The organism is Gordonia sp. (in: high G+C Gram-positive bacteria) (assembly GCF_047606305.1).
In the GTDB taxonomy this organism is placed as follows: Bacteria; Actinomycetota; Actinomycetes; order Mycobacteriales; family Mycobacteriaceae; genus Gordonia.
The window spans coordinates 31,608-58,123 of the sequence record NZ_JASGER010000105.1 but is presented as its reverse complement, the minus strand read 5'-3'; the positions used below and the strand labels follow the sequence as shown (position 1 = coordinate 58,123).

Here is a 26,516-nt window from a genome sequence, read left to right as displayed (position 1 = left end):
TCGAGACTTGCCGCACTGAAGTGCGCGAAGCGCTCGGCCTTGCGCCCGAAACCCGGATCGCAGTCGGCATCGAACGGTTCGACTCGCGAACGGGCGCGCAAGGCCGACGCGACCCGCCGTCACGCGGCCACCGTCGCCGCGGCGGTCGCCGAGTCGGGCGCCAAGGTCGCCGAGCGCCTGACCGGTGCGGTCCAGCAGGCCCAGTCGGCGCGCGACCATCTCGAGCAGGTGCGCGTCGCGCACACCGAGACCGTCGGCGAGTTGAAGGCGAAGGTGACGACGCTGACGAGCCAGCTCGACGGGCTGCGCGACGCGGTCCACCGCGACGAGGTCGCCAAGGCGCAGGCCGCAATGCGCATCGAGCAGCTGGAGGAGCAGATCGCCGAGCAGTTCGCGATCACGCCCGAGGACCTCATCGCCGAGTACGGCCCCGACGTTCCGATGCCGCCGTCCGCACTGGAGATGGCCGAGTACGAGGAGGCCAAGGCGCGCGGCGAACTCGTCGTCGCCCCCGCCCCGATGCCCTATGACCGCGCCACCCAGGAGAACCGCGCGAAGCAGGCGCAGAAGGACCTCAACACCCTCGGCAAGGTCAACCCGCTCGCACTGGAGGAGTTCGCGGCACTGGAGGAGCGTTACAACTTCCTGTCCGCGCAGCTCGAGGACGTCAAGGCCGCGCGCGCCGATCTGCTGCAGGTCGTCGAGGACGTGGACGCCCGCATCCTCGAGGTGTTCACCGAGGCCTACGCCGACGTCGAGCGGGAGTTCACCGAGGTCTTCGCCCGGCTGTTCCCCGGCGGCGAGGGCCGCCTGGTGCTCACCGATCCCGGCGACATGCTGACCACCGGCGTCGAGGTCGAGGCGCGGCCACCGGGCAAGAAGGTCAAGCGCCTGTCGCTGCTGTCCGGCGGCGAGAAGTCGTTGACGGCCGTCGCAATGCTCGTGGCGATCTTCCGCGCGCGCCCGTCCCCGTTCTATGTGATGGACGAGGTGGAGGCCGCGCTCGACGACACCAACCTGCGGCGCCTCATCGGATTGTTCGAGCAGCTGCGGGAGAAATCGCAGCTCATCGTGATCACGCACCAGAAGCCGACGATGGAAGTCGCCGACGCCCTCTACGGTGTGAGTATGCGCGGCGACGGCATCACCCAGGTGATCTCGCAGCGCCTGCGGGGCCAGAACCTCGTGACCACCGGTTCGGCGACCGCCGCCGACTAGCAGGGGAGAACAGTGGAAACTCCGATCATCATCGCGATTGTCGTCGTCCTGGCGCTCCTCGCCCTCGTCGTCCTCGGCCTGGTCCTCGCGCGCCGTCGTCGCGTGTCGATCGCCCCGCCGCAGGACAAGGCGATCGAGCAGGCGGATCGGAGTACGTACCAGACCAAGGCCGGGTTCGACTTCGGCCAGGGCGGCGACACCGCCACCCTCGAGCCGGAACCGGTCACGCCGGCGGCTCCGCCGACGATCGAGCCCGTGTCGCCGCCCGAGGCGCAGGTGAACGAGGCACCGCAGGTGCCCGACGAGCCGGAACCCGCCACCGAGGCGACGACACCCGCGCTCGACGAGATCGAGCCCACCGCCGGGCGACTGGGGCGCCTGCGCGGCCGTCTGGCCCGCTCGCAGGGGGCGCTGGGCAAGAGCATGCTGGGGCTCCTCGGCGGCGGCGACCTCGACGAGGACTCCTGGGAGGAGATCGAGGACACGCTGCTGATGGCCGACGTCGGCACCGCGTCGACGACCGCGATCACCGACAAGCTGCGCGCGGAACTCGCGACGAACAGCGTCACCTCCTCCGCCGATGCGCGCGCCCTGCTCACCAAGGTGCTCACCGAGCAGCTGCACCCCGAGCTCGACCGCTCGGTGAAGGCCCTGCCGCACGACGGCCGGCCCGCCGTCGTCCTGGTCGTCGGCGTCAACGGCACCGGCAAGACCACGACCACCGGCAAGCTGGCGCGCGTGCTCGTCGCCGACGGCCGTCGGGTGCTGCTGGGCGCGGCCGACACCTTCCGCGCCGCCGCCGCCGACCAGCTGCAGACGTGGGGCGAGCGCGTCGGCGCGGACACTGTGCGCGGCAAGGAGGGTGCCGACCCGGCGTCGGTCGCCTTCGACGCCGTGTCCACGGGGATCGACACCGGCGTCGACGTCGTCATCATCGACACCGCCGGACGGCTGCACACCAAGACCGGCCTGATGGACGAGCTGGGCAAGGTCAAGCGCGTCGTCGAGAAGAAGGCCGCCGTCGACGAGGTGCTGCTGGTCCTGGATGCCACGATCGGGCAGAACGGGCTCACCCAGGCCCGCGTCTTCGCCGACGTCGTCGACATCACCGGCGTCGTGCTCACCAAGCTCGACGGCACCGCCAAGGGCGGCATCGTGTTCGCCGTCCAGGAGGAGCTCGGGGTGCCGGTGAAGCTGGTGGGCCTGGGAGAGGGTGCCGACGACCTGGCCCCCTTCGACCCCGCCGCCTTCGTCGACGCACTGCTCTGAGGCCTTCTTCGGCACCGCGCAGACGCGTGTAACGGAGGCGAAACAACCCTCGGCGAAGCGTTCACGCCGTCGAAACATCACGGGCACTGTCGGGGTAACAGCCGGCTAGCAACCTTGCTCTCAGCACTGGAGCACCCAAGTGTGTAGAGACCAAGGAGGATGGCCCGTGGTGGCAGAAACCGTGATGGCACTGCCGGACAACATGTTCGGCGCTGCGGATACCGGAAATACGGCGTGGGTTTTGATCAGCGCCTCGCTGGTGTTGTTGATGACACCGGCGCTGGCGTTCTTCTACGGCGGACTTTCCCGAGGGAAGTCCGTCCTGAACATGATGATGATGTCCTTCGGGACGATCGGCGTCGTCGGCATCATCTACGTGCTGTGGGGCTTCTCGATGTCCTTCGGCAACGGAATCACCGGCGACAAGGACATTTGGGGGATCTTCTCCAACCCCTTCAAGTTGTTCGGTTCCGACCAGCTGATGGAGACCAAGAAGGTCGGTGACGCCACGCACGTGGTGCTCAACTCCTCGACCGGATCGATCCCCGCGATCGTGTTCCTCGCCTTCCAGCTGACCTTCGCGGTCATCGCGGTGGCGCTGATCAGCGGCGCGCTCGCCGAGCGCGTGTCCTTCGGGACGTGGCTGGTCTTCTCCGGCGTCTGGGCGACCCTGGTCTACTTCCCGCTCTCGCACATGGTGTGGGGCGGGGGCCTGTTGTCGGGCTCGACCGACGGCCTCGCGGCCAAGATGTTCGGCACGACGACCGACCCGGCGACCAAAGAAGTCACCACCAACGTCGCACCGATCGACTTCGCCGGCGGCACCGTCGTCCACATCAACGCCGGTATGGCGGCCCTGGTGCTGGTCTTGATCATCGGTGCCCGCAAGGGCTTCGGCAAGGTGGCCTACCGGCCGCACAACATCCCGTTCGTGATGTTGGGCGCTGCACTCCTGTGGTTCGGCTGGTTCGGCTTCAACGCCGGCTCCGAGCTCGCCGCCGACGGCACCGCCGGCCTCGTGTGGGTCAACACCACCGTCGCCACCGCCGCGGCGATGATCGGCTGGCTCGCGGTGGAATGGATCCGCGACCGGCACCCCACCAGCGTGGGCGCCGCCTCGGGAATCGTGGCCGGCCTGGTCGCCATCACCCCGGCATGTGCCGCACTGACCCCGATCGGCTCCATCGCCCTCGGTGTCGTCGCCGGTGTCCTGTCGGCCCTGGCGATCTCGCTGAAGACCAAACTCGGCTACGACGACTCGCTCGACGTCGTCGGCGTCCACCTGGTCGCCGGCCTCTGGGGCACGATCGGCATCGGGCTGCTCGCCAAGGAAACGGGCCTGTTCTACGGTCACGACCTCAAGCAGCTGGCCGTCCAGACGGTCATCGCACTGGCGGCGCTGGTGTTCACCGGGATCATGACCGCACTCATCGCCTTCATCCTCAAGCCGATGGGCTGGCGGATCAGCGAAGAGGACGAGATGACCGGTATCGATGAGTCCGCACACGCCGAGACCGCTTACGACTTGGCCTGACTAGGCTCAACAGAGACCGAGAGGGAAATCGAGAATGAAACTGATCACCGCAATCGTCAAGCCATTCACACTCGAGGACATCAAGGCGGGACTGGAGCAGTCCGGGATCGTCGGGATGACCGTCAGCGAAGTCCAGGGCTACGGCCGCCAGAAGGGACACACCGAGGTCTACCGAGGTGCGGAGTACTCCGTGGACTTCGTCCCGAAGGTGCGCATCGAGGTCATCGTCGACGACGGGATCGTCGACCAGGTCGTCGACACGATCGTCGAAGCCGCCCGCACGGGCAAGATCGGCGACGGCAAGGTCTGGGTGTCACCGGTGGAGTCGGTCGTCCGCGTCCGCACCGGGGAACGCGGACCGGAGGCACTCTAGGCCGGGGATCGGATGGCCGGGGCGGAAGAGATGAGCGTAGAACCGTCGACCAATCCGGCCACCGATCTCGCCCGGGCCCGCGCCGCCCTGATCGGCAACCCGGCCCTGGCACCCGACAAACGGCCGGTGCCCGACGCCGCAGCCCTGCGCAGAGCCCTCGGGGATCTGTTCGAGCTGTGGTTGTCGGGCGCCGCGCGCCGTTCGGGGGTGGTCGAGGGGAGTGGATTCTCACTGGTGGCCGTCGGGGGACTCGCCCGCGGGGAGATGCTGCCCTACTCCGACCTGGACCTGGTACTGCTGCACGACGGCGACGACGTCGACAAGGTCCACCAGATCGCCGACCAGCTGTGGTACCCGATCTGGGACGCCAACATCGGCTTGGACCACAGCGTCCGGACCGTTCCGGAGGCGCTTCGCGTCGCCGGTGACGACCTGTCCGCCGCGCTGGGCCTGCTCGACGCCCGGCACATCGCCGGCGACGAGGACTTGTCCGACCTGCTGATCGGCGAGATCCGCCAGCAGTGGCGCAAGGACGCCCCGCGCCGCCTGCCCCAACTCATCGAACACGCCGAGCAGCGCTGGGTCCGTGCGGGGGAGGTCGCGCACCGGAGCGAGCCGGACGTCAAGAACGGCCGCGGCGGCCTGCGCGACGTCCAACTGCTCAACGCGCTCGCGATGGCCCATCTCACCGACGGACTGCGGCTCGCCTCCGACGACGCCCCCGGCGGCGGGCTGGGCACCGCCTACCGGCGGCTGCTGGACGTCCGCACCGAACTCCACCGTGTGGCCGGCCGCGGTCGTGAACAGCTGCGCGCCCAGGACGCCGACGAGATCGCGTCGGCCCTGCACCTGGGTGACCGGTTCGCGTTGTCGCGACTGATCTCCGACGAGGCCCGCACCATCGGTTTCGCCCTGGACGTGGGGCTGCGCACCGCCAAGGGCGCGGTGCCGCGGCGCGGGCTGTCGATGCGCGGACTGCTCCCGGTCCGACGCCCCCTCGACGAGGGGGTCGTCGCCCATGGGGGAGAGGTGGTGCTGGCCCGAGACGCGATTCCCAGCCACGACCCGGGGCTTGTCCTGCGCGTCGCCAATGCGGCCGCGCGATCCGGTCTGCCGATCTCCACGTCGACGCTCCACCGGCTCGCCGACTATTCGCCGGAGATCCGCGGCACCTGGCCCAGTGGCATCCGCGACAGCCTGATGGATCTACTCGCCACCGGCCCGGCCATGCTCGGCCCGGTCGAGGCGCTGGACCGGATGGGACTGTGGGGCCGGTTGTTCCCGGAGTGGGACTTCGTCCGCGACCTGCCGCCGCGCGACGCCATCCACGCGTGGACCGTCGACCGCCATCTGCTCGAAGCCGTCGCCCATGCGGCACCGCTCACGACGCGCGTGTCGCGGCCGGACCTGCTGCTGCTCGGGGCGCTGGTCCACGACATCGGCAAGGGGAGAGGCGGCGACCACAGCGAGATCGGCGCCCGGATGGCTCGGGTCATCGGCACCCGACTCGGACTGTGGCCCGAGGATGTCGACACCCTCGCCGACATCGTCGCCCACCACCTGCTGCTCGCCCAGACCATCGCCCGACGCGACGTCGACGATCCGGCCACCGCCGAGTTCGTCGCGGCCAAACTCGGCGGCAATGCGGTGCTGCTGGAAGTGCTCGGCGCACTGGCGGAGGCGGACGCCCAGGCCACCGGCCCCGGGGTGTGGAGCGACTGGAAGGAATCGCTGACCCGCAAGCTGGTGGCCAACACCGCCGAGCTGATCGCCGGCGGGGAGGTCGCCGAGCCGGAGCCGTTGTCCGCCGAGGAGATCGACCGGTTCACCGCCGATGAGGTCGTCGTCGAGATCACGCCCACCGACCAGGAGCATCGCTTCGAGGTCACCATGAGCGCCCCCGACGGTGCCGGCGTGCTGGCGAAGATGGCCGGCGTGCTGGCAATCTCCGACCTGCGGGTGTTGCGCGCGACAGTGCGCTCGGACGACGGCACCGCGATCAACACGTTCACGGTGGCCCCCTTCTACGGCGATCCGCCGGCCGCCGGCCTGCTGCGCCAGCGCCTCAAAGGGGCGCTCGGCGGATCGGTCGACATCGCCGCCCGCCTCGCCCAGATGCGGTCGACCGGCGACACGAAGGCACCGCGCGACGGGGTGCCCGCGCAGGCGGTGCTCGCCCCGCCGGTCGTGCGCTGGTTGCACGACGACGTCTCGACGCTGGAGGTGCGCGCCTCCGACCGCCCCGGGCTCCTGTCGGCCGTGTCGTCGGTCATCGAACGGTCGGGTGGATCGATCCGCTGGGCCGCGGTGACCACGATGGGCGGCACCGTGGTCGACACCTTCGCGCTGACCTGGGAATCCCCGGTCGACGAGCGACGTCGGCGGCTCATCGCCCAGCAGGTCGCCCTGGCCTGCGCACAGGCCTGATCGTCGGGCCCGGCGGGCGTCGGACCGCGGCGCGGATGTGGAACACTGGACGCCATGTTCGACTCCCTGTCTGACCGGTTGACCGGTGCCCTCAAGGACCTGCGCGGCAAGGGCCGCCTCACCGACGCCGACGTCGACGCGACCGCCCGCGAGATCCGCCTGGCCCTGCTCGAGGCCGACGTCGCGCTGCCGGTGGTGCGCACCTTCATCGACCGGGTGAAGACGCGCGCCAAGGGCGCCGAGGTGTCCGGCGCGCTGAACCCGGCCCAGCAGGTCGTCAAGATCGTCGACGAGGAACTCGTCGGCATCCTCGGCGGAGAGACCCGCCGCCTGACGCTGGCCAAGACCCCGCCGACCGTGATCATGCTCGCCGGCCTCCAGGGCGCCGGTAAGACGACGCTCGCCGGCAAGCTGGCCTCGTGGTTGGGAAAGCAGGGGCACACCCCGCTGCTCGTCGCCTGTGACCTCCAGCGTCCCGGCGCGGTCAACCAGCTGCAGATCGTCGGCGAGCGGGCCGGGGTGCCGGTGTACGCGCCGCACCCGGGCACCAGCGTCGGCGGTGAGGGTGAGATGGGCGTGTCCGCCGGCGACCCGGTCGAGGTCGCGCGCGGCGGCGTCGAGCACGCCCGCGACAACCACTACGACACCGTCATCATCGACACCGCGGGCCGACTCGGCGTCGACGACGAGCTGATGGCCCAGGCGGCGAACGTGCGCGTCGCCACCGACCCCGACGAAGTCCTGTTCGTCGTCGACGCGATGATCGGTCAGGACGCCGTCACCACCGCCCAGGCCTTCGAGGAGGGCGTCGGGTTCACCGGCGTCGTCCTGACCAAACTCGACGGCGACGCCCGCGGCGGTGCAGCACTGAGCGTCCGCGAGGTCACCGGCAAGCCGATCCTCTTCGCGTCGACCGGTGAAAAGCTCGAGGACTTCGACGTCTTCCACCCCGATCGCATGGCGAGCCGCATCCTCGGCATGGGCGACGTCCTCTCGCTGATCGAGCAGGCCGAACAGCACTTCGACGCCCAGGAGGCCGAAGAGGCCGCCAGCAAGATCATGGGCGGCGAGCTGACCCTCGACGACTTCCTGCAGCAGATGCTGATGATCCGGAAGATGGGTCCGATCGGGAATCTGCTCGGCATGCTGCCCGGCGCCGGTCAGATGAAGGACGCGCTGGCGCAGGTCGACGACTCCCAGCTCGATCGGATCCAGGCGATCATCCGCGGCATGACGCCCGCCGAGCGGGCCGATCCGAAAATCATCAACGGCTCCCGCCGCCTGCGCATCGCCAACGGCTCGGGGGTCGCGGTGTCGGAGGTCAACCAGCTGGTCGACCGGTTCTTCGAGGCGCGCAAGCAGATGGCCGCGATGACCGGGCGAATGGGCGGACCCGGCGGCGGGCGCAAGAACACCCGCAAGAAGGGCAAGGCCGGCAAGAAGAACAAGCGCGGCGGCAAGAACCGCGGCCCGACCCAGCCGAAGATGCGCGGCGGCTTCCCCGGCATGCCGCCGGGGGCGTTCCCGGGCATGCCCGGCGGAATGCCGGACCTCTCGGCGATGCCGCCGGGGCTCGACGAGCTGCCCCCGGGACTGGCCGACATCGACTTCTCCCAGTTCGACGAGAACGGGCGGAAGAAGAAGTAGCGCATGAGCGGCACCGGTGCCCTGCGCGTCGCGGGCCGCGACGCGCTCACCGGTGAGCCGATCGAACGCTGGATCGTCGACGGGCGGTTCACGACCGAACCGGTGACCGGCGCCGTCACCGTCGCCGACGACGGGTGGCTGCTCCCGGGATTGGTCGACGCGCACAACCATGTCGGTATCGCCCCGGGTCTCGGCGTCACCGTCGACCAGGCGCGCGGGTTCGCCCGAGCCGATCTCGCCGCCGGTACAACACTGATCCGGGAGGTCGGCTCACCGCTCGACACCCACCCGCTCGACGACGACCCCCGTTGTCCGCGGTTCATCCGCTCCGGCAAGCACATCGCCCGACCGAAGCGGTACCTGCGCGACTACGGCGTCGACCTGGTCGATCCCGATGATCTGGCCGCCGAGGTGGCGGTGCAGGCGCGGGCCGGGGACGGCTGGGTGAAGATCGTCGGCGACTGGATCGACCGCGACGTCGGTGACCTTGCGCCGCTCTGGACGCGTGCGCAACTCGACGCCGCCGTCGCCGCCGCACACGGAGCCGGGGCGAGGATCACCGCGCACGTCTTCGGACGCGACGCCCTGCCCGACCTGATCGCCGCCGGATTCGACTGCATCGAGCACGGAACCGGGCTCACCGCGGATCTGATCGACGAGATGGTCCGTCGCGATATCGCCCTCGTCCCGACGATGATCCAGCTGGAGAACTTCCCGGAGATCGCCGACGGTGCCGACCGGTTCCCGGTGTACCAGGCCACCATGCGCGATTTGTACGCGCGCTCGGGCGAGGTGATGGCCGCCGCACGGGAGGCCGGCGTACGGATCTTCGCCGGCACCGACGCCGGTGGCTTCGTCGAGCACGGTCGCATCGTCGACGAGATCGACGCGCTCGTCGCAATGGGCATGACTCCCGCCGCGGCCCTCGACGCCGCCAGCGCGGGTGCCCGGCGGTGGCTGGGGGAGGGCGTCTACGACGAGGGCGATCGGGCCGATGTCCTCATCCTCGACGACGACCCCCGACAAGACCTGAGCAGCCTGCGGCGCCCCCGCGAGATCATCTGCGGTGGGATCGCGATCAGCGGATAGGACTGCCGTTAGAAGGGTGGGTCGCCGTCGCTGTTGAGGCTGTCGCGGCGTTGGCGGTGGTGTCGGTTGGCTTCCCGTTCGGCTCGTCGTCGGGCGTGTTTGGCGCGGGTGCGGTCACTTGTCGGCGGCGGTGGGCCTGCTGGTGGTCGCGTGCCAGCGCCCGGTGTGTGCCATCTGATGTTGTCCAGGCCGGGGAAGAGGTCTTGGTTGGTTTCGGCGGGGCCGGGGATGGTGTGGCCCTCGGGGGTGGTTTGTCCGCCGGCGGCAGGGTTGGCGTGGTCGTATTCGTCGACATGGTCGATGTCGCACTGGTCGGCGGGCTTGTCGCAGCCGGGGATGGTGCAGTAGCCGTCGCGGGCGCGGATGAAGGTGTCCAGTGCGGCCGAGGGGCGGTAGGGATCAGCTGGCTGGTGCGTCGGTAGCGGCGCCGAGTCGGTGTCGAGTCCGAGGTGTTGGATCTTGACGTCCTCGCGGGTGATCAGGTCGCGCAGGTGGGTGGCGGAGATGACGCCGTGGCCGTGCATGAAGGCGGGCTCATCGCCCAGGCCGTTGACGGTGGTTTGTTCGGCGATCACATGGACCAGTACCCGTCCTTTGGTGATGTCGCGGCCCACCTCGTGGGCAACCCATTGGCTCAGGGCGGGGGCGTCGGGGACGGTGGCGGGGCAATCCTGGCGGCCGCAGTCGCATTCGAAGCCGAGGCCGGTCAGCAGGGCGAACAGGGCGTCACAGCGACGGGCATCGGGGGTGCGCCGATCGTGCGGGCACACCATATCGGCGAGGCGGAACACGTTGTGCAAGGCGATGGTGGCGTCCTGGGCGGTCATGGTTGCACCGAGGGTGGCCATGCCGTCGGCTTCGCGGTTCACCCATACCGCGCGGGATGCTTTGGCCTTCTCGTGGCGGCGGCGCACCGAGTCGGGGTCGTGGCGGAAGATGATGCGGTCGACCATGTCGATCAGGCGCTTGTTCGACCACGTTCCCCTGGCGCGGCGAGCCAAGGTGGCGGCGATCGCGGTGTCGACTGCCGGCGCCCAGTCCTGGTCGTCGATGAGTTCGGTGCGTGCGACGATCAAGCGGAACTGGCGCGGGCTGATGATGCCGTCGCGCAGTCGCAGCCCGACTATCGGGAGCCGGTCGCGCATGGCGATGGCTTCGGCCAACCAGTTCTCGGCCGAGCGTTGGCTGATGCCGCGGCTCATCGCGATGCGGGCGGCGGTCTGCATCTCGATGTCGAGCATCCGCACACCCCGCGCGGAGGTCTCGGGCTTGCCGAAGATCGACATGCGCCGGTGCAGGGCGCCGATTTCGCGGTATTCGGCCCAGGCGATCATCGCCGCGGCTTTGGCGGCATCGTCGAGGACGCCCAGGGTCCAGTCGGCCTCGCCGACGCTCACGCACATCGCTGCATCCAGGGCGTGTGCACGATCAGACCACCGGTCCCAATCACTGTCGGCCAGCACCTCGACGCCGGGATCGGCCAACGGTGCGAGCCGGGTGTCGGTGGCGGTGCTCATACCTCTGATTCTATAGGAACACCAGTTCGATTACAAGCCTGAATAGGCTGGTCAAGGTACTGGTGAGGTACCCGATCACTGCGGTTGACCATCGTGACAAACGAGGCGACTCTGCTACGCGGCGTTGGTGGGAAGTCGACTTGGCGATGACTGCGACGGCGGTCGCACGGGTCGAGCGTTCGGCCGATTTCCGTCGGAGGTGCGGGTTCTGGCAAAATGGGACGTCGGTTCGCCGGACCCGGTTACGCACCGACCGGCGGTCACACCGAAACAAATCGCAAAACCGGGCTCGCACGCCTGTGCGGGTCGCTGAATTGCGCAGTGACCACTTGAAGGAAACATGGCTGTCAAGATCAAGCTTGCCCGTCTGGGCAAGATCCGCAACCCGCAGTACCGCATCGTCGTCGCCGACTCGCGCACCCGTCGCAACGGCCGCGTCATCGAGACCATCGGCAAGTACCGCCCGAAGGAAGAGCCCTCGTTCATCGAGGTCGATTCCGAGCGCGCCCAGTACTGGCTCGGCGTCGGCGCCCAGCCCACCGAGCCGGTTGCGGCCATCCTGAAGATCACCGGCGACTGGCAGAAGGCCAAGGGTCTCAAGGGCGCCGAGGGCACCCTGAAGGTCGCCGAGCCGAAGCCGTCGAAGCAGGATCTGTTCAACGCCGCGCTCGCCGCCGCCGAGAACGAGCCCGCCGCCGAGGCCACCACCGCCAAGAAGAAGGCCACCAAGAAGAAGGCCGACGAGAAGGCTGACGACGCCAAGGCGGAGGAGAAGGCCGAGGACAAGGCCGACGACGCCAAGGTCGAGGAGAAGGCGGACGAGGCCGAGAAGCCCGCGAAGAAGGCTCCGGCGAAGAAGGCCGCCGCCAAGAAGGACGATGCCGAGAAGGCCGACGCTGAGAAGGCCGACGAGAAGTCGGAGAAGGCCGAGGAGGCCGCCGACAAGTCCGACGAGGCTGCCGGCGAATGAGCGCCGTCGTTGCCGACGCGGTCGAGCACCTGGTGCGCGGCATCGTCGCCAATCCCGATGACGTCCGCGTCGAGCTGCTCTCGGGCGGTCGCGGCGGTCGGCTGATCGAGGTCCACGTCAACCCCGAGGACCTTGGCAAGGTCATCGGCCGCAACGGCCGGACGGCCACGGCGCTGCGCACCCTGGTCTCCGGGATCGGTGGCCGCGGGCTGCGCGTCGACATCGTCGACACCGATCGCTGACGAGTAGCGGGCCGCCCGACGTGGACCTGGTCATCGGCCGAGTGGTCAAACCCCACGGAGTCCGCGGGGAACTCGTGGTCGATGTCCGGACCGACGATCCGGAATCACGGTTCGCACCGGGAACGGTCGTGCGCGGCCTGCTGCCGCGGCCGAAAGGGGCCAAGCGGTCCAATGAGCGCGAATTCACCATCGCCGCCGCGCGGGCGCATTCCGGGCGGCTGTTGGTGTCGTTGGAGGGGGTCGTCGGTCGCACCGATGCCGATGAGCTTCGTGGGGTGCTCTTCGTCATCGATGCGGCTGACGTCGATTCCGGCGACGATCCGGACGAGTTCTACGATCACGAACTGATCGGGCTGCCGGTGCGCACCGTCGAGGGCGACGCGATTGGCGCGGTGCGCGACGTGGTCCACCTTCCGGCGTCGGACCTGCTCGCCATCACGGCTGCCGACGACGGGCGCGAGATCCTCGTCCCCTTTGTCAGCGAGATCGTGCCGCAGGTGTCGCGCGACGAGGGCGTCGTCATCGACCCGCCCGACGGCCTGTTGGAGGGATGACCGTGCGCCTGAGCATCGTCACCATCTTCCCCGAGTACGTCGCGCCGCTGCGCGCCGCGCTGCTCGGCAAGGCCATCGACAAGGGCATCGTCTCGCTCGACGTCCACGATCTGCGCGACTGGACCCACGACGTGCACCGCAGCGTCGACGACGCCCCTTACGGCGGGGGACCCGGCATGGTGATGAAGCCGCAGGTCTGGGGTGAAGCGCTCGACGAGGTCTGCGGCACCGGGACCGATCTCGAGAACGGTCCGATCCTCGTCGTCCCGACTCCGGCCGGTGCGCCGTTCACCCAGGAGACCGCCCGGCGGTGGAGCACCGAGCGGCATCTGGTGTTCGCCTGTGGTCGCTACGAGGGGATCGACCAGCGCGTCGTCGACGACGCGGCCACGCGCATGCGCGTCGAGGAGGTCTCGATCGGCGACTTCGTGCTCATCGGCGGCGAGGTCGCGGCGATGGCGATGATCGAGGCCACCACCCGGCTGATCGACGGCGTGCTCGGCAACCCCGTCTCCCACCAGGACGACTCTTTCTCCGACGGCCTGCTCGAAGGCCCCTGCTACACCCGCCCGGTGACCTGGCGGGGACTGGACGTCCCCGAGGTGTTGCTGTCCGGGGACCATGCCAAGGTCCGGGCGTGGCGGCGCGAACAATCGCTGCGTCGCACCGCCGCGCGACGGCCCGATTTGCTGCCACCGGAGCAGGCCTGACACAATAGAGCGGTTGCCACGCGGCAGGTCACGGTCATCGCCGGCCCCGCGTCGACACCAAATGCTCGGAGCATGAACCGGTCGAACCGGCCCCAAGGGCAGGTCGCTGGGTTCCTCTACTCACGCACACGCCAGATTGGACAACCCGTTATGAACACCCTGGACTTCCTCGACAAGCAGTCCCTCCGCGACGACCTGCCCGAGTTCGCCCCCGGCGACACCCTTGACGTGCACGTCAAGGTCATCGAGGGCTCCAAGGAGCGCATCCAGGTGTTCAAGGGCGTCGTCATCCGACGCCAGGGCGGCGGCGTGCGTGAGACCTTCACCGTTCGCAAGGTGTCCTTCGGCGTCGGCGTGGAGCGCACCTTCCCGGTGCACAGCCCCAACATCGACAAGATCGACGTCGTCACCCGCGGTGACGTCCGTCGCGCCAAGCTCTACTACCTCCGCGATCTGCGTGGCAAGGCCGCGAAGATCAAGGAGAAGCGCTGACGCAGGCGGCGGTGGCCTGACCGGCTCCGCACATCGGCCGGTGGCCCGCTAAGCTCTGGAGTCGTGGCTGACGCAAACGACGAGTACGACTCCGCGGCGACCGAGTCCGACGAGCGCCCCTGGACGTCGAAGGACGACAAGTCCGACGACGAGGGTCGTTCCTTCTTCCGCGAACTGGCGATCATCGTCGGCATCGTGCTCGCGATCAGCTGGGTCGGCCAGACCTTCGTGTTCCGCCAGTACGTCGTGCCGTCGGAGTCGATGGAGCAGACGCTGCACGGTTGTGAGGGCTGCTCCAACGACCGGATCGTGATCGACAAACTCGCCTACCGCTTCGGCGACCCCAAGCCGGGAGACGTGATCGTCTTCCGCGGCGGCGAGGACTGGAACCCCGACGGCCCGCCGCGTGACGGCAGCACCGTGCGCGGCAAGGTCCTCAACGTCCTGTCGTGGTTCGGCTTCGCCCCGCCCAACGAGTACAGCCTGGTCAAGCGCGTGATCGCGACCGGCGGCCAGACCGTCGAATGCCACAACGCCGATCCCGCCGGGTTCAAGGTCGACGGCAAGCCGCTGCACGAGCCGTACATCAACCAGGAGAACCGCATCCCCACGCCGTGTTACGGCGACGACTTCGGGCCGGTGACGGTGCCCGCGGGCAACGTCTGGGTGATGGGCGACAACCGCTCCCAGTCGGCCGACTCGCGGTTCCACATGGGCGACAAGTACCACGGCACGATTCCGCGCGCCGACATCCGCGGCAAGGTCCGGTTCAAGATCTGGCCGGTCGGCCGCATCGGCGGCGTCGGGTCGGTGAACCCCCAGCAGCAGTAGGGCCGGCGGTGTCAGCCTCCCTGCGATGGCCGCCCCGCCCGCCGGTGCGTCGGGCGGCGTCGCTGCGCACCTACGAGTTCGCGCTCCACAACAGCGGGCTCGGCCCGGTCGCGGGAGTCGACGAGGCCGGTCGCGGTGCCTGCGCGGGGCCGCTCGTCGTCGCGGCCTGTGTGCTCAAGCCGAACCAACTCCGGTCATTGGCCGAGTTGAACGATTCGAAGAAGGTCGCGCCGCCGCTGCGGCGCCGGCTCTATGACGCGATCCGCAAGTACGCCCTCGCCCACTCGGTGGTGGTCATCGACGCGGCCGAGATCGACGAGATCGGCATCCACGTCGCCAACATCGAGGGCATGCGACGAGCTGTCGCCGCGCTGCGCCCGGCCCCCGGCTACGTCCTGTCGGACGGGTTCGTCGTGCCGGGCCTGCCGGTACCCTCACTGCCCATCATCGCCGGCGACGCCAACGCCGCCTGCATCGCCGCGGCCAGCATCCTGGCGAAGGTGACCCGCGACGACATCATGGCCGGGCTCGACGAGGAGCTGCCCGGATACGAGTTCGCCGTGCACAAGGGCTACTCGACGAGCCTGCACATGGCGCGGATCGCCGAGCTCGGACCGTCGCCGCAACACCGCATGTCCTATCGCAACGTCGCCGCGCACGCGACGCGGGATACGCTGGGACCATGAGTGCCGAGGATCTCGAGAAGTACGAAGCCGAGATGGAGCTGTCCCTGTACCGCGAGTACAAGGACATCGTCGGCCAGTTCACCTACGCGGTCGAGACCGATCGCCGCTTCTACCTGGCCAACAACGTCGAATTGGCACCGCGCAACGCCGACGGCGAGGTCTACTTCGAGCTCCGGCTGACCGACGCCTGGGTGTGGGACCTGTACCGGCCCGCCCGCTTCGTCAAGCAGGTCCGGGTCATCACGTTCAAGGACGTCAACGTCGAGGAACTCGAGCAGCCCGAGCTGCGCCTGCCCGAGTAGTCCTCGACCGTGCACTGGCAGACGGCCGGTGCGCGGGGTACCGTGGCCTCACGGCAATGGATCCTGCCGAGGCAATCGCCTGAACCGCCATCCGGCTGATGGTTCCTCTCACGATCAACTCGTGGAGGAGCGCCGGACGTGGCCACCGAATCCCAGACTCTCCAACCCCAGATCCTCTCGGCGCGCGCCGACGGACCCTCGGTCCTGTTCGTCCACCCGGGCGACGAGAACGACCGCGGTGAGCCCGCCTGCTTCCACGACCTGAACCTGCGGGCGGTCGTCGACGCCGTCGTCCTCGCGGACGATCCCCACGGCCTGCGGCCACTCTTCCACCAAACCGTGGACCCGGACACCATCGCGCTGCGGCACGAGGTGTTCGACGATTTCGACCGGCTCGAGGGGGTGCGGACGGCGGTCGAGGCGTTCCACCGCGGCATGGACGAGATCGCCGTGTTGCGCGAACGCGCGCTGTCCTGCGACAACCGGCTCGAACGTATGGGGTGGCATCTGTGCGTGTGCCGGCGCTACGCCGAAACCGTCCAGCGGTTCGCCACCGACTTGTCGGCGGCCGACGCCCGGTCGGCGGCGTTGCGGGCGCTGTCGGACCACCTCGAGCGGCTCGTGGCCGGCGCGGGGTTCACCGGGCTGAGACTGTCGCTGGACGAGGTGACCGCCGCACTGGGCACCGTCCGCTATTGCGTGCACATCCACAAGGACACCGTCGGGGTGCGCCGCTACTCCGACGAGCCCGCCATCAGCGTCGAGACGTCCGCCGTGCTGGCACCGTTCACCTCAGGACTGGCGCCGATCGAATTCTCCTACGCCGGTGACGCGCGGTTGAACCACGTCGAGACGCAGATCCTCGACCGGGTGGGGCGACTCTTCCCCGATGCGTTCGAGCGATTGAACCGATTCACCGCCCAGACGGCGGACGTCATCGACCCGACCGTGGCCGCCGTCGACCGCGAACTGCGCTTCTACACCGCCTATCGGGCGTTTCTGGGCCGGGTCGCCGGACCCGGACTGCGCTTCTGCTATCCGGGGATCGTCCCGGACCGGGGGAGCGCGACATGGGTCGACGACGCCTTCGACCTGGCGCTCGCGCTGAGTCGGGTCGACGCGCCCGAGACGGTCGGCCCCGTCGTGTGCAACGGGTTTCGCCTCGACCCGCCGGAGCGCGCGATTGTGGTCTCCGGCCCGAACCAGGGGGGCAAGACGACCTTCGCGCGGATGTTCGGCCAGGTGCACCACCTGGCGGCCCTCGGCGTGCCGATCCCGGGCAGCGGTGCGCAACTGTTCGCCGTCGACGAGGTGTACACGCACTTCGAGCGGGAAGAGGACGCGACCAGCGGCCACGGCAAGCTCGCCGACGAACTGATGCGGATCCACGACGTGCTCGACAAGGTCACCGACCGCAGTCTCGTCGTGATGAACGAGAGCTTCACCTCGACCTCGCTCCACGACGCCCGGCTGTTGGGGCGCACCGTGCTGGGTCGGCTCGTCGACGCGGGCGTCCTCTGCTTGTACGTCACCTTCGTCGAGGAGCTCTCTCGACTGTCCCCGGCGACGGTCAGCATGGTGAGTGCGGTCGATCCGCACGATCCCGCGCGGCGCACCTTCCGGGTCACCCGGCGTCCCGCCGACGGAAGGGCCTACGCCCGCGCGATCGCCGAGAAATATGCGTTGACGCGCGAGGACGTGACACGGCGGGCGCGGTCATGAGGGTCCGGTTGGTGTTCCCCGATCGCGATGCCGACTATTCGCGCGTATTGAGCCGGCGGGAGGCCGATACCCTTGCGGACTTGGGCCTGAGCCCCCTCGTCACGGCCGTCGCCGGTGGCGACCGGTACATCGCCGAGGTGATGTCGGTGTCCCTCTTCGACCTGCTCGTGGACCCGGCGGTGATCGGCTTCCGCCAGGCCGCGGTCGCGGACGCCGCGGCGAACCGGGAGGCGCTCACCGAGCTGTACCGGCTCACCGGTGCGGCGATCGAGGACCTGCGCCACCACATCTTCTACTCGCTGGGCCGCTTGTCGCCCGAGCAGTACATGACCCGGTCGTTGTCGGTGGTGCGCGCCCTGGTGGACCGGCTGCGCGAACTGGCGAGGTGGTCCGAAGCCGTCCGGACCGGCTTCGCGTCACCGGCGTTCGTCGGCTTCCTCGACGCGTGCGGCGAGCTGCTCACCGACGAACGACTGCACGACGTCGACGAGCATCTGCACGAGGTGTCCTTCGACCACGGGGTGCTGCTGAGTGCCCGGCTGGGGATCGGCAATCGGGGGACCGACTACGTCGCGGTCAAGCGCGCCGGCAAAGGTCTGCTGGACCGCGTCTTCGCCGATCACGGGCAGAGCTTCCAGATCGCCCCGCGAGACGTGGCCGGGAGCCGGATCCTGGGCGAGCTGCGCGGCCGCGGGGTGCGGGAGACGGCCGGGACGTTGGCCGACGCCGCGGACACGATGGAGCGGTTCTTCCGGGTGCTGCAGTGGGAGGCGGCGTTCTACCTGGGCGCGGCGCGGCTGCGCGAGGTGCTCGAGTCGCTGGGCTCGGCGTGCATGCCGGTGGCCGAACCGCTCGGCACCGCGACCTTCGCCGCCGACGGACTCTACGACGCCTCGCTCGCGCTGACCCACGGATTGCCCGTCGTGCCGAGCAGCGTCGATGCGGGTACCGAGCGCCTCGTGGTGATCAGCGGTGCCAATCAAGGCGGAAAGTCGACATTCCTGCGCGCGGTCGGGCAAGCCCAGCTCATGATGCAGGCGGGGTTGCCGGTCGCCGCGGAGTCGTTCCACGCGGACGTGCGGTCGGCGGTGTTCACCCACTTCAAGCGGGAGGAGGACCGGGCCATGGTCAGCGGCAAGCTCGACGAGGAGATGGCGCGGATGAGTCGCATCCTCGACGAGATCCGGCCGGCGTCGATGGTGCTCTTCAATGAATCCTTCGCATCGACCAACGAGAGTGAGGGATCCGACATCGCCGAGGGCATCATCGGCGGGCTGCTGGAATCGGGGCATCGGGTGTTCTTCGTGACGCACATGTTCGAGCTCGCTCGGCGGTTCTACGATTCGGACCCGGCGGCGGCCCGCGCCGCATGTTTCCTGCGGCCGCAGCGCCGCGCCGACGGGACGCGGACCTTCCGGCTCACCCCGGCGGAGCCGGAACCGACGAGCTACGCCCACGACCTCTATCGCCAGATCTTCGCCGAACCGCTGTCCCCACAAGGAGTGTGAATTATGACCGTCGTCTACCTTTGCCGCCACGGCGAGACCGCCCTCAATGCCGACGGGCGGCTGCGCGGGCTCGCCGATCCCGACCTCGACGCCGTCGGCCGCCGGCAAGCCGACGCGCTGGCAGGTGCACTGGCCGACAGTGGAACCGGCCTCGTCGTGTCCAGCCCGCTCGCCCGCGCCCGGCAGACGGCGACGCTGATCGCCGGGGCGCTCGGGGTGGCCCCCGAGGTCGACGACGGGTTCAACGATCGTGACTACGGCGAGTGGACCGGCCAGGTCAAGAGTGAGGTCATCGCCCGGTTCGGCTCGGTGGACGCCGCGCCCGGCGTCGAGGCGAGCGCCGATGTGCTGGCCCGGGCGCGGCCCACACTCGACAAGTGGGCCGACCGCGCCGACGCGAGGGGGTGCCCGGTGGCGGTGGTGACCCACGATGCGGTGATCCGTCCACTGCTCGTGCAATTCGGGGTGGCCGACGACGACCTGACCGTCCGGACCGCGTCGTACCAGATCCTCGATCGGACCGACGGCGCTTGGACGGTGCGCGAGCTGGATATCCTGCCCGACTGAGGTCGTCGCCACCGGTACTGCCTCGGCCGAATCCACAACCGCGCGGCATCCACACGTTGGTGCGCCGCGGCGGCCGGCGGGAGAGGTCCAACCGTCGTCGAGGACCACGCTGTCGGCATGGGGGACACACGACAACGAATCGGTGCGCTCGGCGAGGACATCGCCGTCGACTATCTGCTCACGCTTGGCTGGCACGTCTGCGCTCGCAACTGGCGCAACCGCTACGGCGAGCTGGACGTCATCGCGCTGGAACCCAATCCGCACGGTGGAAGCGACAACCTCGTGATCGTCGAGGTCAAGACCAGGCGCAACGGAGCGGTCCACGACGACCCCGTCACCGCGGTCACCGGGGACAAGCTGGACCGGATGAAGAACCTGACGTGGATGTGGGTCGCGCAGCAGCGTGCCGCCCAGGAGCTGCCGTTCTTCGAGGTGCTCCGGTTCGACATCGTCTCGATCCGACTCGACGGCGGCAACGGTGCCCCGATATTGCGGCACCACCGCGGAGTGGTCGACTAGCCGTGGCCCTGGGACGAGCGTTCTCGGTCGGTCTCAACGCGTTCACCGCACGCGTCGTGGAGGTGCAGGCGAACACCAGTCGTGGGAACCCGGGCTTCTCGATCACCGGGCTGGCCGACACCGCCCTGCGGGAGGCGCGCGACCGGGTGCGCCCGGCCGTGGTGAACTCGGGCAAGAAGTTCCCCGAGCTCAAGGTCGTCGTCGCCCTCGCCCCGGCGAACATGCCGAAATCGGGGCCGGGCTACGACCTGGCGATGGGCGTGAGCATCGCGGCGGCGATGGACGAGGTCTCGGTCGCCAAGGTGCCCTCGACGGTGTTCCTCGGCGAGTTGGGCCTGGACGGGGCGATCCGCTCGGTGCGCGGAGTGCTGCCGTGCCTCGTCGCGGCGCGCCGCGCCGGTTTCGAGCGGGCAGTCGTGCCGATGGCCAACACCGCCGAGGCGGCACTGGTGGACGGCATCGAGATCAACGGTGCCCACACCTTCGACGAGGTGTGCCGCTGGCTCGACGGAGACCTGGCCCTCGACGCGGGCACACCGCCGGACACCGAGCCACCCGGTCCGGTCGCCGATATGGCCGACGTCGTCGGGCAGGGCCAGGCGCGGCGTGCGCTGGAGATCGCGGCGGCCGGGATGCACCACGTGCTGATGACCGGGCCGCCCGGCATCGGCAAGACGATGCTGGCGCGGCGCCTGCCGGGCATCCTGCCGGCGCTCGCCGCCGACGAGGCGCTGGAGGTGACCGCGGTGCACTCGATCGCGGGCACGCTCCCCAGCAGTCGCCCGCTCATCGTCGAGCCGCCCTTCATCGCACCGCACCACTCGGTGTCGGTCACCGCGCTGCTCGGCGGTGGGACGGGGATCGCCGGACCCGGAGCGGTGTCGCTGGCGCATCGGGGCGTGCTGTTCCTCGACGAGTGCGCGGAGATGGGCGCCAAGGCGCTCGACGCGCTGCGGCAGCCGCTGGAGGAGGGCGAGGTGCGGGTGTCGCGCCGCGACGGCGTGGCCGTGTACCCCGCGCGGATCCAGGTGGTGCTCGCGGCCAACCCGTGCGCGTGCGCGCCCGCCCACGAGGTGGACTGCGTGTGCACGGCGGTCGCCCGGCGCCGCTACCTCGGCAAGCTGTCGGGACCGCTGATGGATCGGATCGACATCCGGGTGCGGATGAATCCGCCGGGCAACACCGCCCTGCTCACCGAGACCGGCGAGCCCAGTGCGGTGATCCGCCGGCGGGTCGTCGACGCGCGGGCGGCCGCAGTCGACCGATGGGGCGATCGCGGTTGGCGGACCAACTCGGAGGTGCCCGGTGTCGCGCTGCGCGGCGAGTTCCGCCTCGCCCGGGCGGCGATGCGACCGGTCGAGCTGTTCCTGCGCGACGGCCGGGTCACCGCCCGCGGCGCCGACCGGGCGTTGCGCCTGGCCTGGACCATGGGGGATCTGCGCGGCGCGGACACACCCGACGAGGACGACGTCGCCCAGGCGCTGCTGTACCGCGATCGCGGCGGCGTCGCATGACCGGGCCGGACCACGCGACGCGGCGGGCCTGGGCCTACCTGTCGCGGGTGGCCGAACCGCCGCACACGGAACTACGCGAGTTCGTCGAGGCCGAGGGACCGCTGGAGGTCGCTCGGGCGGTCCAATCCCGACGGGTGCCGGCCCGGTATCGCGCCGTCCTCGGCGCGACCGGGGCGCGCGTCGACACCGACACGTCGGAACGGGATCTGGAGACGGCCGCACGACTCGGCGCGCGGTTGGTGACCCCCGACGACGACGAGTGGCCCGGTTGGCAACTCTGGGGCTTGCGCGAGGGGGACACGGCGGCGCGGGGCGGACCGCCACTGGCGCTGTGGGTGCGCGGCTCGCGTCGGCTCGCCGACGAGGTGCGGTCGGCGATCGCGGTCGTCGGGGCCCGCGGCGCGACGTCGTATGGCGAGCACGTGACGGGGCGGTTGGTGGGCGGCATCGTCGATGCCGGGTGGACGGTCGTCTCCGGCGGTGCCTTCGGCATCGACGGCACCGCCCATCGTGCGGCACTCGGCAGCGGCGGCAGCACCGTGGCGGTGATGGCGTGCGGCATCGACCTCGACTACCCGGCGTCGCACGCGGCGCTGTTCGCCGCGATCTCCCGCGAGGGCCTGATCGTCAGCGAGTACGCGCCCGGCACCACCGCCGCCCGACACCGCTTCCTGACCCGCAACAGGCTGGTGGCGGCGCTCTCCTCGGCGGTCGTGGTCGTCGAGGCCGGCCGCCGCAGCGGCGCGGCCAACACCGCGGCCTGGGCGCGCAAGCTCGACCGGCCCCTCGGAGCGGTGCCCGGGCCGGTCACATCGGCGATGTCGGTGGGCTGCAACCGGATGATCGCCGACGAGCTGGCGGTGCTGGTGGGCGACGCGCAGGCGGTGCTCTCGCTGGCCGCCCCCGACGGGCGGGGCGGTCCCAACCACGGCGCGGTGCGGCGGACGGACGCCCTCACCGGCGACCGCGCCCGCGTGTACGAGGCGATCCCGGCCAGGGGCACGGCGACGATCGAGGAGCTCGCGCTCGGCTCGGCCGTGGACGTCGACGGCGTGCTGTCGGCGCTGGCGATGTTGGAGGTCGACGGCTTCGTCGTCCACACCGGTGACGGCTGGGCGCTGGCCGGCCCGAACGACTAAGGACGCGGCACGGGTTTGCGCCCGCCGACGATCAGCGCGATGTCCGTGGCCGGCAGGGTGATGGGAGTGCCGGTGCCGATCCGGATATCGGCGTCGGAGGCGTGCAGTGCGACGCCCTCGAGGTCGACGCCGAAGTACTTGAGCTGCCGAGCGCTCGGATCGCCCACCGCCAGGGCGATCCGGTCTACTGGCGCCGGTGCGAGTCCGAGGGGCTCGGTGATGTCCAGGCCGTGCAGGACGTCGTGGGCCAGTGCGCCGGCCTGCCCGCCGCGCGGTGGTGTCCACGGGTGTTCGACATTGGCGCGCAGGGACTCGAGCAGGTCGGCGTCCGAGCACGATGCGGTGTCCTTGTGGGCGATCCGGTCGGAGAAGCGGTTGAAGTCGCCGCGGGCGCCGATGATGCCGGCGACCACCCGCGGGGTGGAATGCCGGTAGGGCAGCGCGAGGTGTGCGGCGACCTCGCGGACCCGCCACCCGTCGCAGAGCGACGGGTGCGACCACTGCTCCGGCCTCAACCCGGACAGCAGGTCGACCAGCCGTCGGCGCTCGGCAAAGGTCTCGCGTCGGAGGTCGTCGTTCGTCGGGCTCATGTCCTGCTCCTGCCATGGGGTCGCCCTGACGCTACGCCCCACCCATCGACGGCGGGGGTTAGGCGAACCTGCGTAGGCTGGGAGCGTCGATCTACGGAGGGTTGAATGGCCAAGCGGTTGAACACGATGCAGGTGCTGCGGACCGAGCGGCTCAGTCCGCATTTCGTGCGGGTTTTCCTCGGCGGTGACGGATTCGAGGACTTCGCCCCGATCCGGGGGCGCGACGAGGTGACTCAGGACTGGGACACCGACATGTACGTGAAGATCGTGTTCATGCCGGACGGCTCGGCCGCCCCCGCCGACCTCGACCCGGCGGCGCTACGCGGCGGTTCCGGCGAGCCGGGGCAGCCGGTGTTGCGCACCTACACCGTCCGCCGCTACGACCCGGTGGCCAAGGAGCTGGCCATCGACTTCGTCGTGCACGGCGACGAGGGGCTGGCCGGCCCGTGGGCCCAGCGTGCAGAACCCGGGGAGACGGTGCGCTTCCTCGGCCCGGGCAGCGGGTATCGACCGCGCCCGGACGCCCCGTGGCACCTGTTCGCCTGTGACGAGGCCGGACTGCCCGCCGTCGCGGCGGCGCTGGAGGCACTCGGGTCCGACGCGCGGGGGCAGGCCTTCATCGAGGTGGCCGGTCCCGACGACGAGTTGCCGCTCACCGTGCCGTCGGGTGTCGAGGTCACCTGGCTCCACCGCGGCGGTGGCGCGGGCGAGGTCGGTGACGATGCCGCCGGTGACAATGCGCCGCTGATCGCGGCCGTACGCAATGCCCCGTGGTGGGACGGCGAGCCCCAGGTCTTCATCCACGGCGAGGCACAGGCGGTGATGCACAACCTGCGCGGCTACATCCGCAAGGAGCGCGGGGTCGGAGCGGCCAACGCGTCGATCTCCGGCTACTGGCGGCGGGGTCGCACGGAGGAGGGCTTCCGGCAGTGGAAGGCCGAGCTGCGCAAGGCCGAGGAACAGGCCCCGGCGTAGCCGAAACACCCCGGAAACCACACATAACCAACACATACGTTGCACAGGCTCGGCGCTAACCGTGGCTTCCTAGATTCGTCTGTGTCGGGTCGATCGACCCGGTGCCATTACTCGAAGGAGACCCACCATGTCGAAGCCCAAGAAGGCCAAGCACAAGTCCTCGCTGATTCTTCCCTTCCAGGCGAAGAAGAAGGTCCAGAAGAAGGACAAGTCCAAGTAGGGCTTCCCCCTGGGCACTCGTCTTGGCGCCCTCGGCCTTCGGGTCGGGGGCGTCTTGCCGTGTCGGGAGTGTCAGGAGGGGTCTACGACGTTGGTTTGAGGACGTATCCGGCACCGCGCAGCGTGTGGATCATCGGCTCGCGGCCGCTGTCGATCTTCTTGCGCAGGTAGGAGATGTACAACTCGACGATCTTCGACCGTCCGCCGAAGTCGTATTGCCACACCCGGTCGAGGATCTGTCCCTTGGACAGCACCCGCTTCGGGTTGTGCATCAGGTATCGCAGCAGTTCGAACTCGGTGGAGGTAAGGGCGATCGGCTCCCCGTCGCGCGTCACCTCGTGGCTGTTCTCGTCCAGGACCAGGTTGCCGACGACGATCTGGTTGCTCTCGGCGTCGGTGGTGATGCCCGCCCGTCGCAACAGCGCGCGCAGCCGCAGCACGACCTCCTCGATCCGGAACGGCTTGGTGACGTAGTCGTCCCCGCCCGCTTCGAGACCGGCGATCCGGTCCTCGGGGGAGTCCTTGGCGGTGAGCATCAGCACCGGCAGCCCCGGGTGCAGGCCGCGCAGGCGGGCCAGCACGTCGAGCCCGCTCATGTCCGGCAGCATGATGTCCAGGACGACCGCGTCCGGGCGGTCCGCCCGGGCGGCGTTGACCGCCGAGTTGCCGTCGCCCGCAGTGGTCACCGACCAGCCCTCGTAGCGCAACGCCATCGACACCATGTCGGCGAGCACTTCCTCGTCGTCGACGACGAGGACGCGGACCGGGGAACCGTCGGCGCGGGTCATCGACACGCGAGTGGGGGGTTGGCTCACGGCGTTGAGTATCGACTCCTTCCCTAAGGGCGGGCCCACCGTGCACATAGGTGTTTGCTGAGGGTCTGGGCGGCCGCGCCGAGCCGATAACGGTCTGATCGCAACCGGGCGCGCCCCGTTGCGCCGTGCCGCGGCCCGGCGTGGACTGGTGCCATGACCTCGGGCATCGTCGACGACTTTGCGGCCCATCTGCGCCTGGAGAAGGGGCGCAGCGAGCACACCGTCCGCGCCTACACCGGCGATGTGAAGGCTCTGATCGCGTTCGCGGGGGCACGCGCGGTCGCCGTCGCCGACATCGACCTGCCGTTGTTGCGCGCCTGGCTCGCCGCGCAGACGCGGCGCGGCATCGCCCGCACGACGATCGCCCGCCAGGTCTCGAGTGCCAAGACCTTCGGTGCCTGGGCGACGCGGGAGGGACTCTTCGCCACCGATCCCACGGTCCGCCTCCAAGCCCCCAAAGCGCACCGTGTCCTGCCGCACGTGCTGTCCCCGGAACAGGCCGAGGCCGTCACGGCGGTTCCCGTCGTCGACGGCGACCAGGCGATCGGCGAGGAGCCGACGCCCATCCAGCTGCGCGACCGGCTGATCCTGGAACTCCTCTATGCCAGTGGAATCCGCGTCGGGGAGTTGTGCGGGCTCGACCTCGACGACATCGATGACTCTCGACAGGTGATCCGGGTCATCGGCAAGGGCAACAAGCAGCGCACCGTGCCGTTTGGTCGACCGGCGGCCCGTGCGCTGTCGGAGTGGTTGCGCCACGGCCGTCCGCTCGTGGCCACCGGCGACTCGGGGTCGGCGCTGTTGCTCGGCGCGCGCGGCGGCCGACTCGACCAGCGCATGGCCCGCACCGTCGTCACCGAGGCGGTCGACGCGGCCGGTGGACCGGCGATGGGTCCGCACGGCCTGCGCCACAGCGCGGCGACCCACCTCCTGGAAGGAGGAGCGGACCTGCGCGTCGTGCAGGAACTCCTCGGCCACTCTTCGCTCGCGACCACCCAGCTCTACACCCACGTCAGCGTCGAACGGTTGCGCGCCGTGCACGCCCAGGCGCACCCGCGCGCCTAACCGGTACCGTGGTCGCCGTGAT

General features: G+C 69.8%; 26 protein-coding genes. 23 read left to right on the top strand and 3 right to left on the bottom strand.

Going from position 1 to position 26,516, the window contains the following annotated elements; all coding sequences use genetic code 11:
• The 7 genes from QM634_RS14415 to QM634_RS14385 form a co-directional block, all read left to right on the top strand.
• Positions 1–1,218, top strand: a 1,218-nt coding sequence (locus QM634_RS14415; protein WP_415043464.1) for an AAA family ATPase, incomplete at its 5' end; no start/stop codon positions are given.
• Positions 1,219–1,230: 12 nt separating this feature from the next.
• A complete protein-coding gene (gene ftsY, locus QM634_RS14410) occupies positions 1,231–2,487 on the top strand; it encodes a signal recognition particle-docking protein FtsY (protein WP_415043463.1) in 1,257 nt (418 codons plus the stop codon).
• A gap of 184 nt (positions 2,488–2,671) precedes the next feature.
• A complete protein-coding gene (locus QM634_RS14405; protein WP_415043470.1) occupies positions 2,672–4,021 on the top strand; it encodes an ammonium transporter in 1,350 nt (449 codons plus the stop codon).
• A gap of 34 nt (positions 4,022–4,055) precedes the next feature.
• Positions 4,056–4,394 (top strand): P-II family nitrogen regulator, encoded by a 339-nt coding sequence (locus QM634_RS14400; RefSeq protein WP_415043462.1) that lies wholly within the window; start codon positions 4,056–4,058, stop codon positions 4,392–4,394.
• A 30-nt stretch (positions 4,395–4,424) separates the two neighbouring features.
• Entirely contained in the window at positions 4,425–6,821 is a 2,397-nt protein-coding gene (locus QM634_RS14395) for a [protein-PII] uridylyltransferase (RefSeq protein ID WP_415043461.1), read from the top strand.
• A gap of 54 nt (positions 6,822–6,875) precedes the next feature.
• Positions 6,876–8,468 (top strand): signal recognition particle protein, encoded by a 1,593-nt coding sequence (gene ffh, locus QM634_RS14390; RefSeq protein ID WP_415043460.1) that lies wholly within the window; start codon positions 6,876–6,878, stop codon positions 8,466–8,468.
• A 3-nt stretch (positions 8,469–8,471) separates the two neighbouring features.
• Complete coding sequence (locus QM634_RS14385; protein WP_415043459.1) at positions 8,472–9,557, top strand: amidohydrolase family protein; 1,086 nt, start codon at positions 8,472–8,474, stop codon at positions 9,555–9,557.
• Positions 9,558–9,565: 8 nt separating this feature from the next.
• Here QM634_RS14385 and QM634_RS14380 read toward each other — a convergent pair whose 3' ends face one another.
• A complete protein-coding gene (locus tag QM634_RS14380; protein ID WP_415043458.1) occupies positions 9,566–11,074 on the bottom strand; it encodes a DUF222 domain-containing protein in 1,509 nt (502 codons plus the stop codon).
• 340 nt (positions 11,075–11,414) lie between these two features.
• On the opposite strand from QM634_RS14380, the gene rpsP reads away from it, so the two are divergent.
• The 14 genes from rpsP (at position 11,415) to dprA (ending at position 22,830) form a co-directional block, all read left to right on the top strand.
• Positions 11,415–12,044, top strand: coding sequence for a 30S ribosomal protein S16 (gene rpsP, locus QM634_RS14375; protein WP_415043457.1), 630 nt, complete (start codon positions 11,415–11,417; stop codon positions 12,042–12,044).
• Positions 12,041–12,286 (top strand): RNA-binding protein, encoded by a 246-nt coding sequence (locus tag QM634_RS14370; RefSeq protein ID WP_124247423.1) that lies wholly within the window; start codon positions 12,041–12,043, stop codon positions 12,284–12,286. The genes rpsP and QM634_RS14370 overlap by 4 nt, the downstream gene beginning before the upstream one ends.
• A 20-nt stretch (positions 12,287–12,306) precedes the next feature.
• The gene (rimM, locus tag QM634_RS14365) at positions 12,307–12,840 is read left to right on the top strand and encodes a ribosome maturation factor RimM (protein ID WP_415043456.1); all 534 of its coding nucleotides are present in this window, start codon (positions 12,307–12,309) and stop codon (positions 12,838–12,840) included.
• 2 nt (positions 12,841–12,842) lie between these two features.
• Positions 12,843–13,550, top strand: coding sequence for a tRNA (guanosine(37)-N1)-methyltransferase TrmD (trmD, locus tag QM634_RS14360; RefSeq protein ID WP_415043469.1), 708 nt, complete (start codon positions 12,843–12,845; stop codon positions 13,548–13,550).
• A 150-nt stretch (positions 13,551–13,700) separates the two neighbouring features.
• A complete protein-coding gene (rplS, locus tag QM634_RS14355) occupies positions 13,701–14,042 on the top strand; it encodes a 50S ribosomal protein L19 (RefSeq protein WP_415043455.1) in 342 nt (113 codons plus the stop codon).
• A 63-nt stretch (positions 14,043–14,105) separates the two neighbouring features.
• A complete protein-coding gene (lepB, locus tag QM634_RS14350; RefSeq protein ID WP_415043454.1) occupies positions 14,106–14,873 on the top strand; it encodes a signal peptidase I in 768 nt (255 codons plus the stop codon).
• Between the two features lie 8 nt (positions 14,874–14,881).
• Positions 14,882–15,559, top strand: coding sequence for a ribonuclease HII (locus QM634_RS14345; RefSeq protein WP_415043453.1), 678 nt, complete (start codon positions 14,882–14,884; stop codon positions 15,557–15,559).
• Positions 15,556–15,861: a DUF2469 domain-containing protein gene (locus QM634_RS14340; RefSeq protein WP_415031130.1), complete on the top strand. Its 306-nt coding sequence runs from the start codon at positions 15,556–15,558 to the stop codon at positions 15,859–15,861. The genes QM634_RS14345 and QM634_RS14340 overlap by 4 nt, the downstream gene beginning before the upstream one ends.
• A gap of 138 nt (positions 15,862–15,999) precedes the next feature.
• Positions 16,000–17,583 (top strand): MutS-related protein, encoded by a 1,584-nt coding sequence (locus QM634_RS14335; protein ID WP_415043452.1) that lies wholly within the window; start codon positions 16,000–16,002, stop codon positions 17,581–17,583.
• Positions 17,584–17,663: 80 nt separating this feature from the next.
• Complete coding sequence (locus QM634_RS14330; RefSeq protein WP_415043451.1) at positions 17,664–19,091, top strand: MutS-related protein; 1,428 nt, start codon at positions 17,664–17,666, stop codon at positions 19,089–19,091.
• Positions 19,092–19,094: 3 nt separating this feature from the next.
• Positions 19,095–19,658 (top strand): histidine phosphatase family protein, encoded by a 564-nt coding sequence (locus QM634_RS14325; protein WP_415043450.1) that lies wholly within the window; start codon positions 19,095–19,097, stop codon positions 19,656–19,658.
• A 117-nt stretch (positions 19,659–19,775) separates the two neighbouring features.
• Positions 19,776–20,177 carry a YraN family protein gene (locus tag QM634_RS14320; protein WP_415043449.1) on the top strand — a complete coding sequence of 134 codons (402 nt, stop codon included), beginning with the start codon at positions 19,776–19,778 and terminating at the stop codon, positions 20,175–20,177.
• Between the two features lie 2 nt (positions 20,178–20,179).
• Positions 20,180–21,691, top strand: a complete 1,512-nt coding sequence (locus QM634_RS14315) for a YifB family Mg chelatase-like AAA ATPase (protein WP_415043448.1) — start codon at positions 20,180–20,182, stop codon at positions 21,689–21,691.
• Positions 21,688–22,830 carry a DNA-processing protein DprA gene (dprA, locus tag QM634_RS14310; protein ID WP_415043447.1) on the top strand — a complete coding sequence of 381 codons (1,143 nt, stop codon included), beginning with the start codon at positions 21,688–21,690 and terminating at the stop codon, positions 22,828–22,830. The genes QM634_RS14315 and dprA overlap by 4 nt, the downstream gene beginning before the upstream one ends.
• On the opposite strand, the gene QM634_RS14305 is transcribed toward dprA, so the two are convergent.
• Entirely contained in the window at positions 22,827–23,420 is a 594-nt protein-coding gene (locus QM634_RS14305) for a maleylpyruvate isomerase family mycothiol-dependent enzyme (protein WP_415043446.1), read from the bottom strand. The genes dprA and QM634_RS14305 overlap by 4 nt on opposite strands.
• Positions 23,421–23,525: 105 nt before the next feature.
• Here QM634_RS14305 and QM634_RS14300 point away from each other — a divergent pair, with 105 nt between their 5' ends.
• Positions 23,526–24,395: a siderophore-interacting protein gene (locus QM634_RS14300; protein ID WP_415043445.1), complete on the top strand. Its 870-nt coding sequence runs from the start codon at positions 23,526–23,528 to the stop codon at positions 24,393–24,395.
• A gap of 302 nt (positions 24,396–24,697) precedes the next feature.
• Here the strand turns inward: QM634_RS14300 and QM634_RS14295 are convergent, their stop codons facing one another.
• Complete coding sequence (locus tag QM634_RS14295; RefSeq protein WP_415043468.1) at positions 24,698–25,402, bottom strand: response regulator transcription factor; 705 nt, start codon at positions 25,400–25,402, stop codon at positions 24,698–24,700.
• Between the two features lie 180 nt (positions 25,403–25,582).
• On the opposite strand from QM634_RS14295, the gene QM634_RS14290 reads away from it, so the two are divergent.
• Entirely contained in the window at positions 25,583–26,494 is a 912-nt protein-coding gene (locus QM634_RS14290) for a tyrosine recombinase XerC (RefSeq protein ID WP_415043444.1), read from the top strand.
• The last annotated feature ends 22 nt before the right edge of the window (positions 26,495–26,516 follow it).

Coding starts and splice junctions, on each gene's coding strand:
- QM634_RS14300 (WP_415043445.1), top strand. CDS start 23,526: ATGGCCAAGCGGTTGAACACGATGCAGGTGCTGCGGACCGAGCGGCTC.
- QM634_RS14405 (WP_415043470.1), top strand. CDS start 2,672: ATGGCACTGCCGGACAACATGTTCGGCGCTGCGGATACCGGAAATACG.
- rplS (WP_415043455.1), top strand. CDS start 13,701: ATGAACACCCTGGACTTCCTCGACAAGCAGTCCCTCCGCGACGACCTG.
- QM634_RS14370 (WP_124247423.1), top strand. CDS start 12,041: ATGAGCGCCGTCGTTGCCGACGCGGTCGAGCACCTGGTGCGCGGCATC.
- QM634_RS14400 (WP_415043462.1), top strand. CDS start 4,056: ATGAAACTGATCACCGCAATCGTCAAGCCATTCACACTCGAGGACATC.
- QM634_RS14295 (WP_415043468.1), bottom strand. CDS start 25,402: ATGACCCGCGCCGACGGTTCCCCGGTCCGCGTCCTCGTCGTCGACGAC.
- QM634_RS14325 (WP_415043450.1), top strand. CDS start 19,095: ATGACCGTCGTCTACCTTTGCCGCCACGGCGAGACCGCCCTCAATGCC.
- QM634_RS14305 (WP_415043446.1), bottom strand. CDS start 23,420: ATGAGCCCGACGAACGACGACCTCCGACGCGAGACCTTTGCCGAGCGC.
- QM634_RS14290 (WP_415043444.1), top strand. CDS start 25,583: ATGACCTCGGGCATCGTCGACGACTTTGCGGCCCATCTGCGCCTGGAG.
- QM634_RS14340 (WP_415031130.1), top strand. CDS start 15,556: ATGAGTGCCGAGGATCTCGAGAAGTACGAAGCCGAGATGGAGCTGTCC.
- QM634_RS14395 (WP_415043461.1), top strand. CDS start 4,425: ATGAGCGTAGAACCGTCGACCAATCCGGCCACCGATCTCGCCCGGGCC.
- QM634_RS14320 (WP_415043449.1), top strand. CDS start 19,776: ATGGGGGACACACGACAACGAATCGGTGCGCTCGGCGAGGACATCGCC.
- ffh (WP_415043460.1), top strand. CDS start 6,876: ATGTTCGACTCCCTGTCTGACCGGTTGACCGGTGCCCTCAAGGACCTG.
- rpsP (WP_415043457.1), top strand. CDS start 11,415: ATGGCTGTCAAGATCAAGCTTGCCCGTCTGGGCAAGATCCGCAACCCG.
- QM634_RS14380 (WP_415043458.1), bottom strand. CDS start 11,074: ATGAGCACCGCCACCGACACCCGGCTCGCACCGTTGGCCGATCCCGGC.
- dprA (WP_415043447.1), top strand. CDS start 21,688: ATGACCGGGCCGGACCACGCGACGCGGCGGGCCTGGGCCTACCTGTCG.
- QM634_RS14385 (WP_415043459.1), top strand. CDS start 8,472: ATGAGCGGCACCGGTGCCCTGCGCGTCGCGGGCCGCGACGCGCTCACC.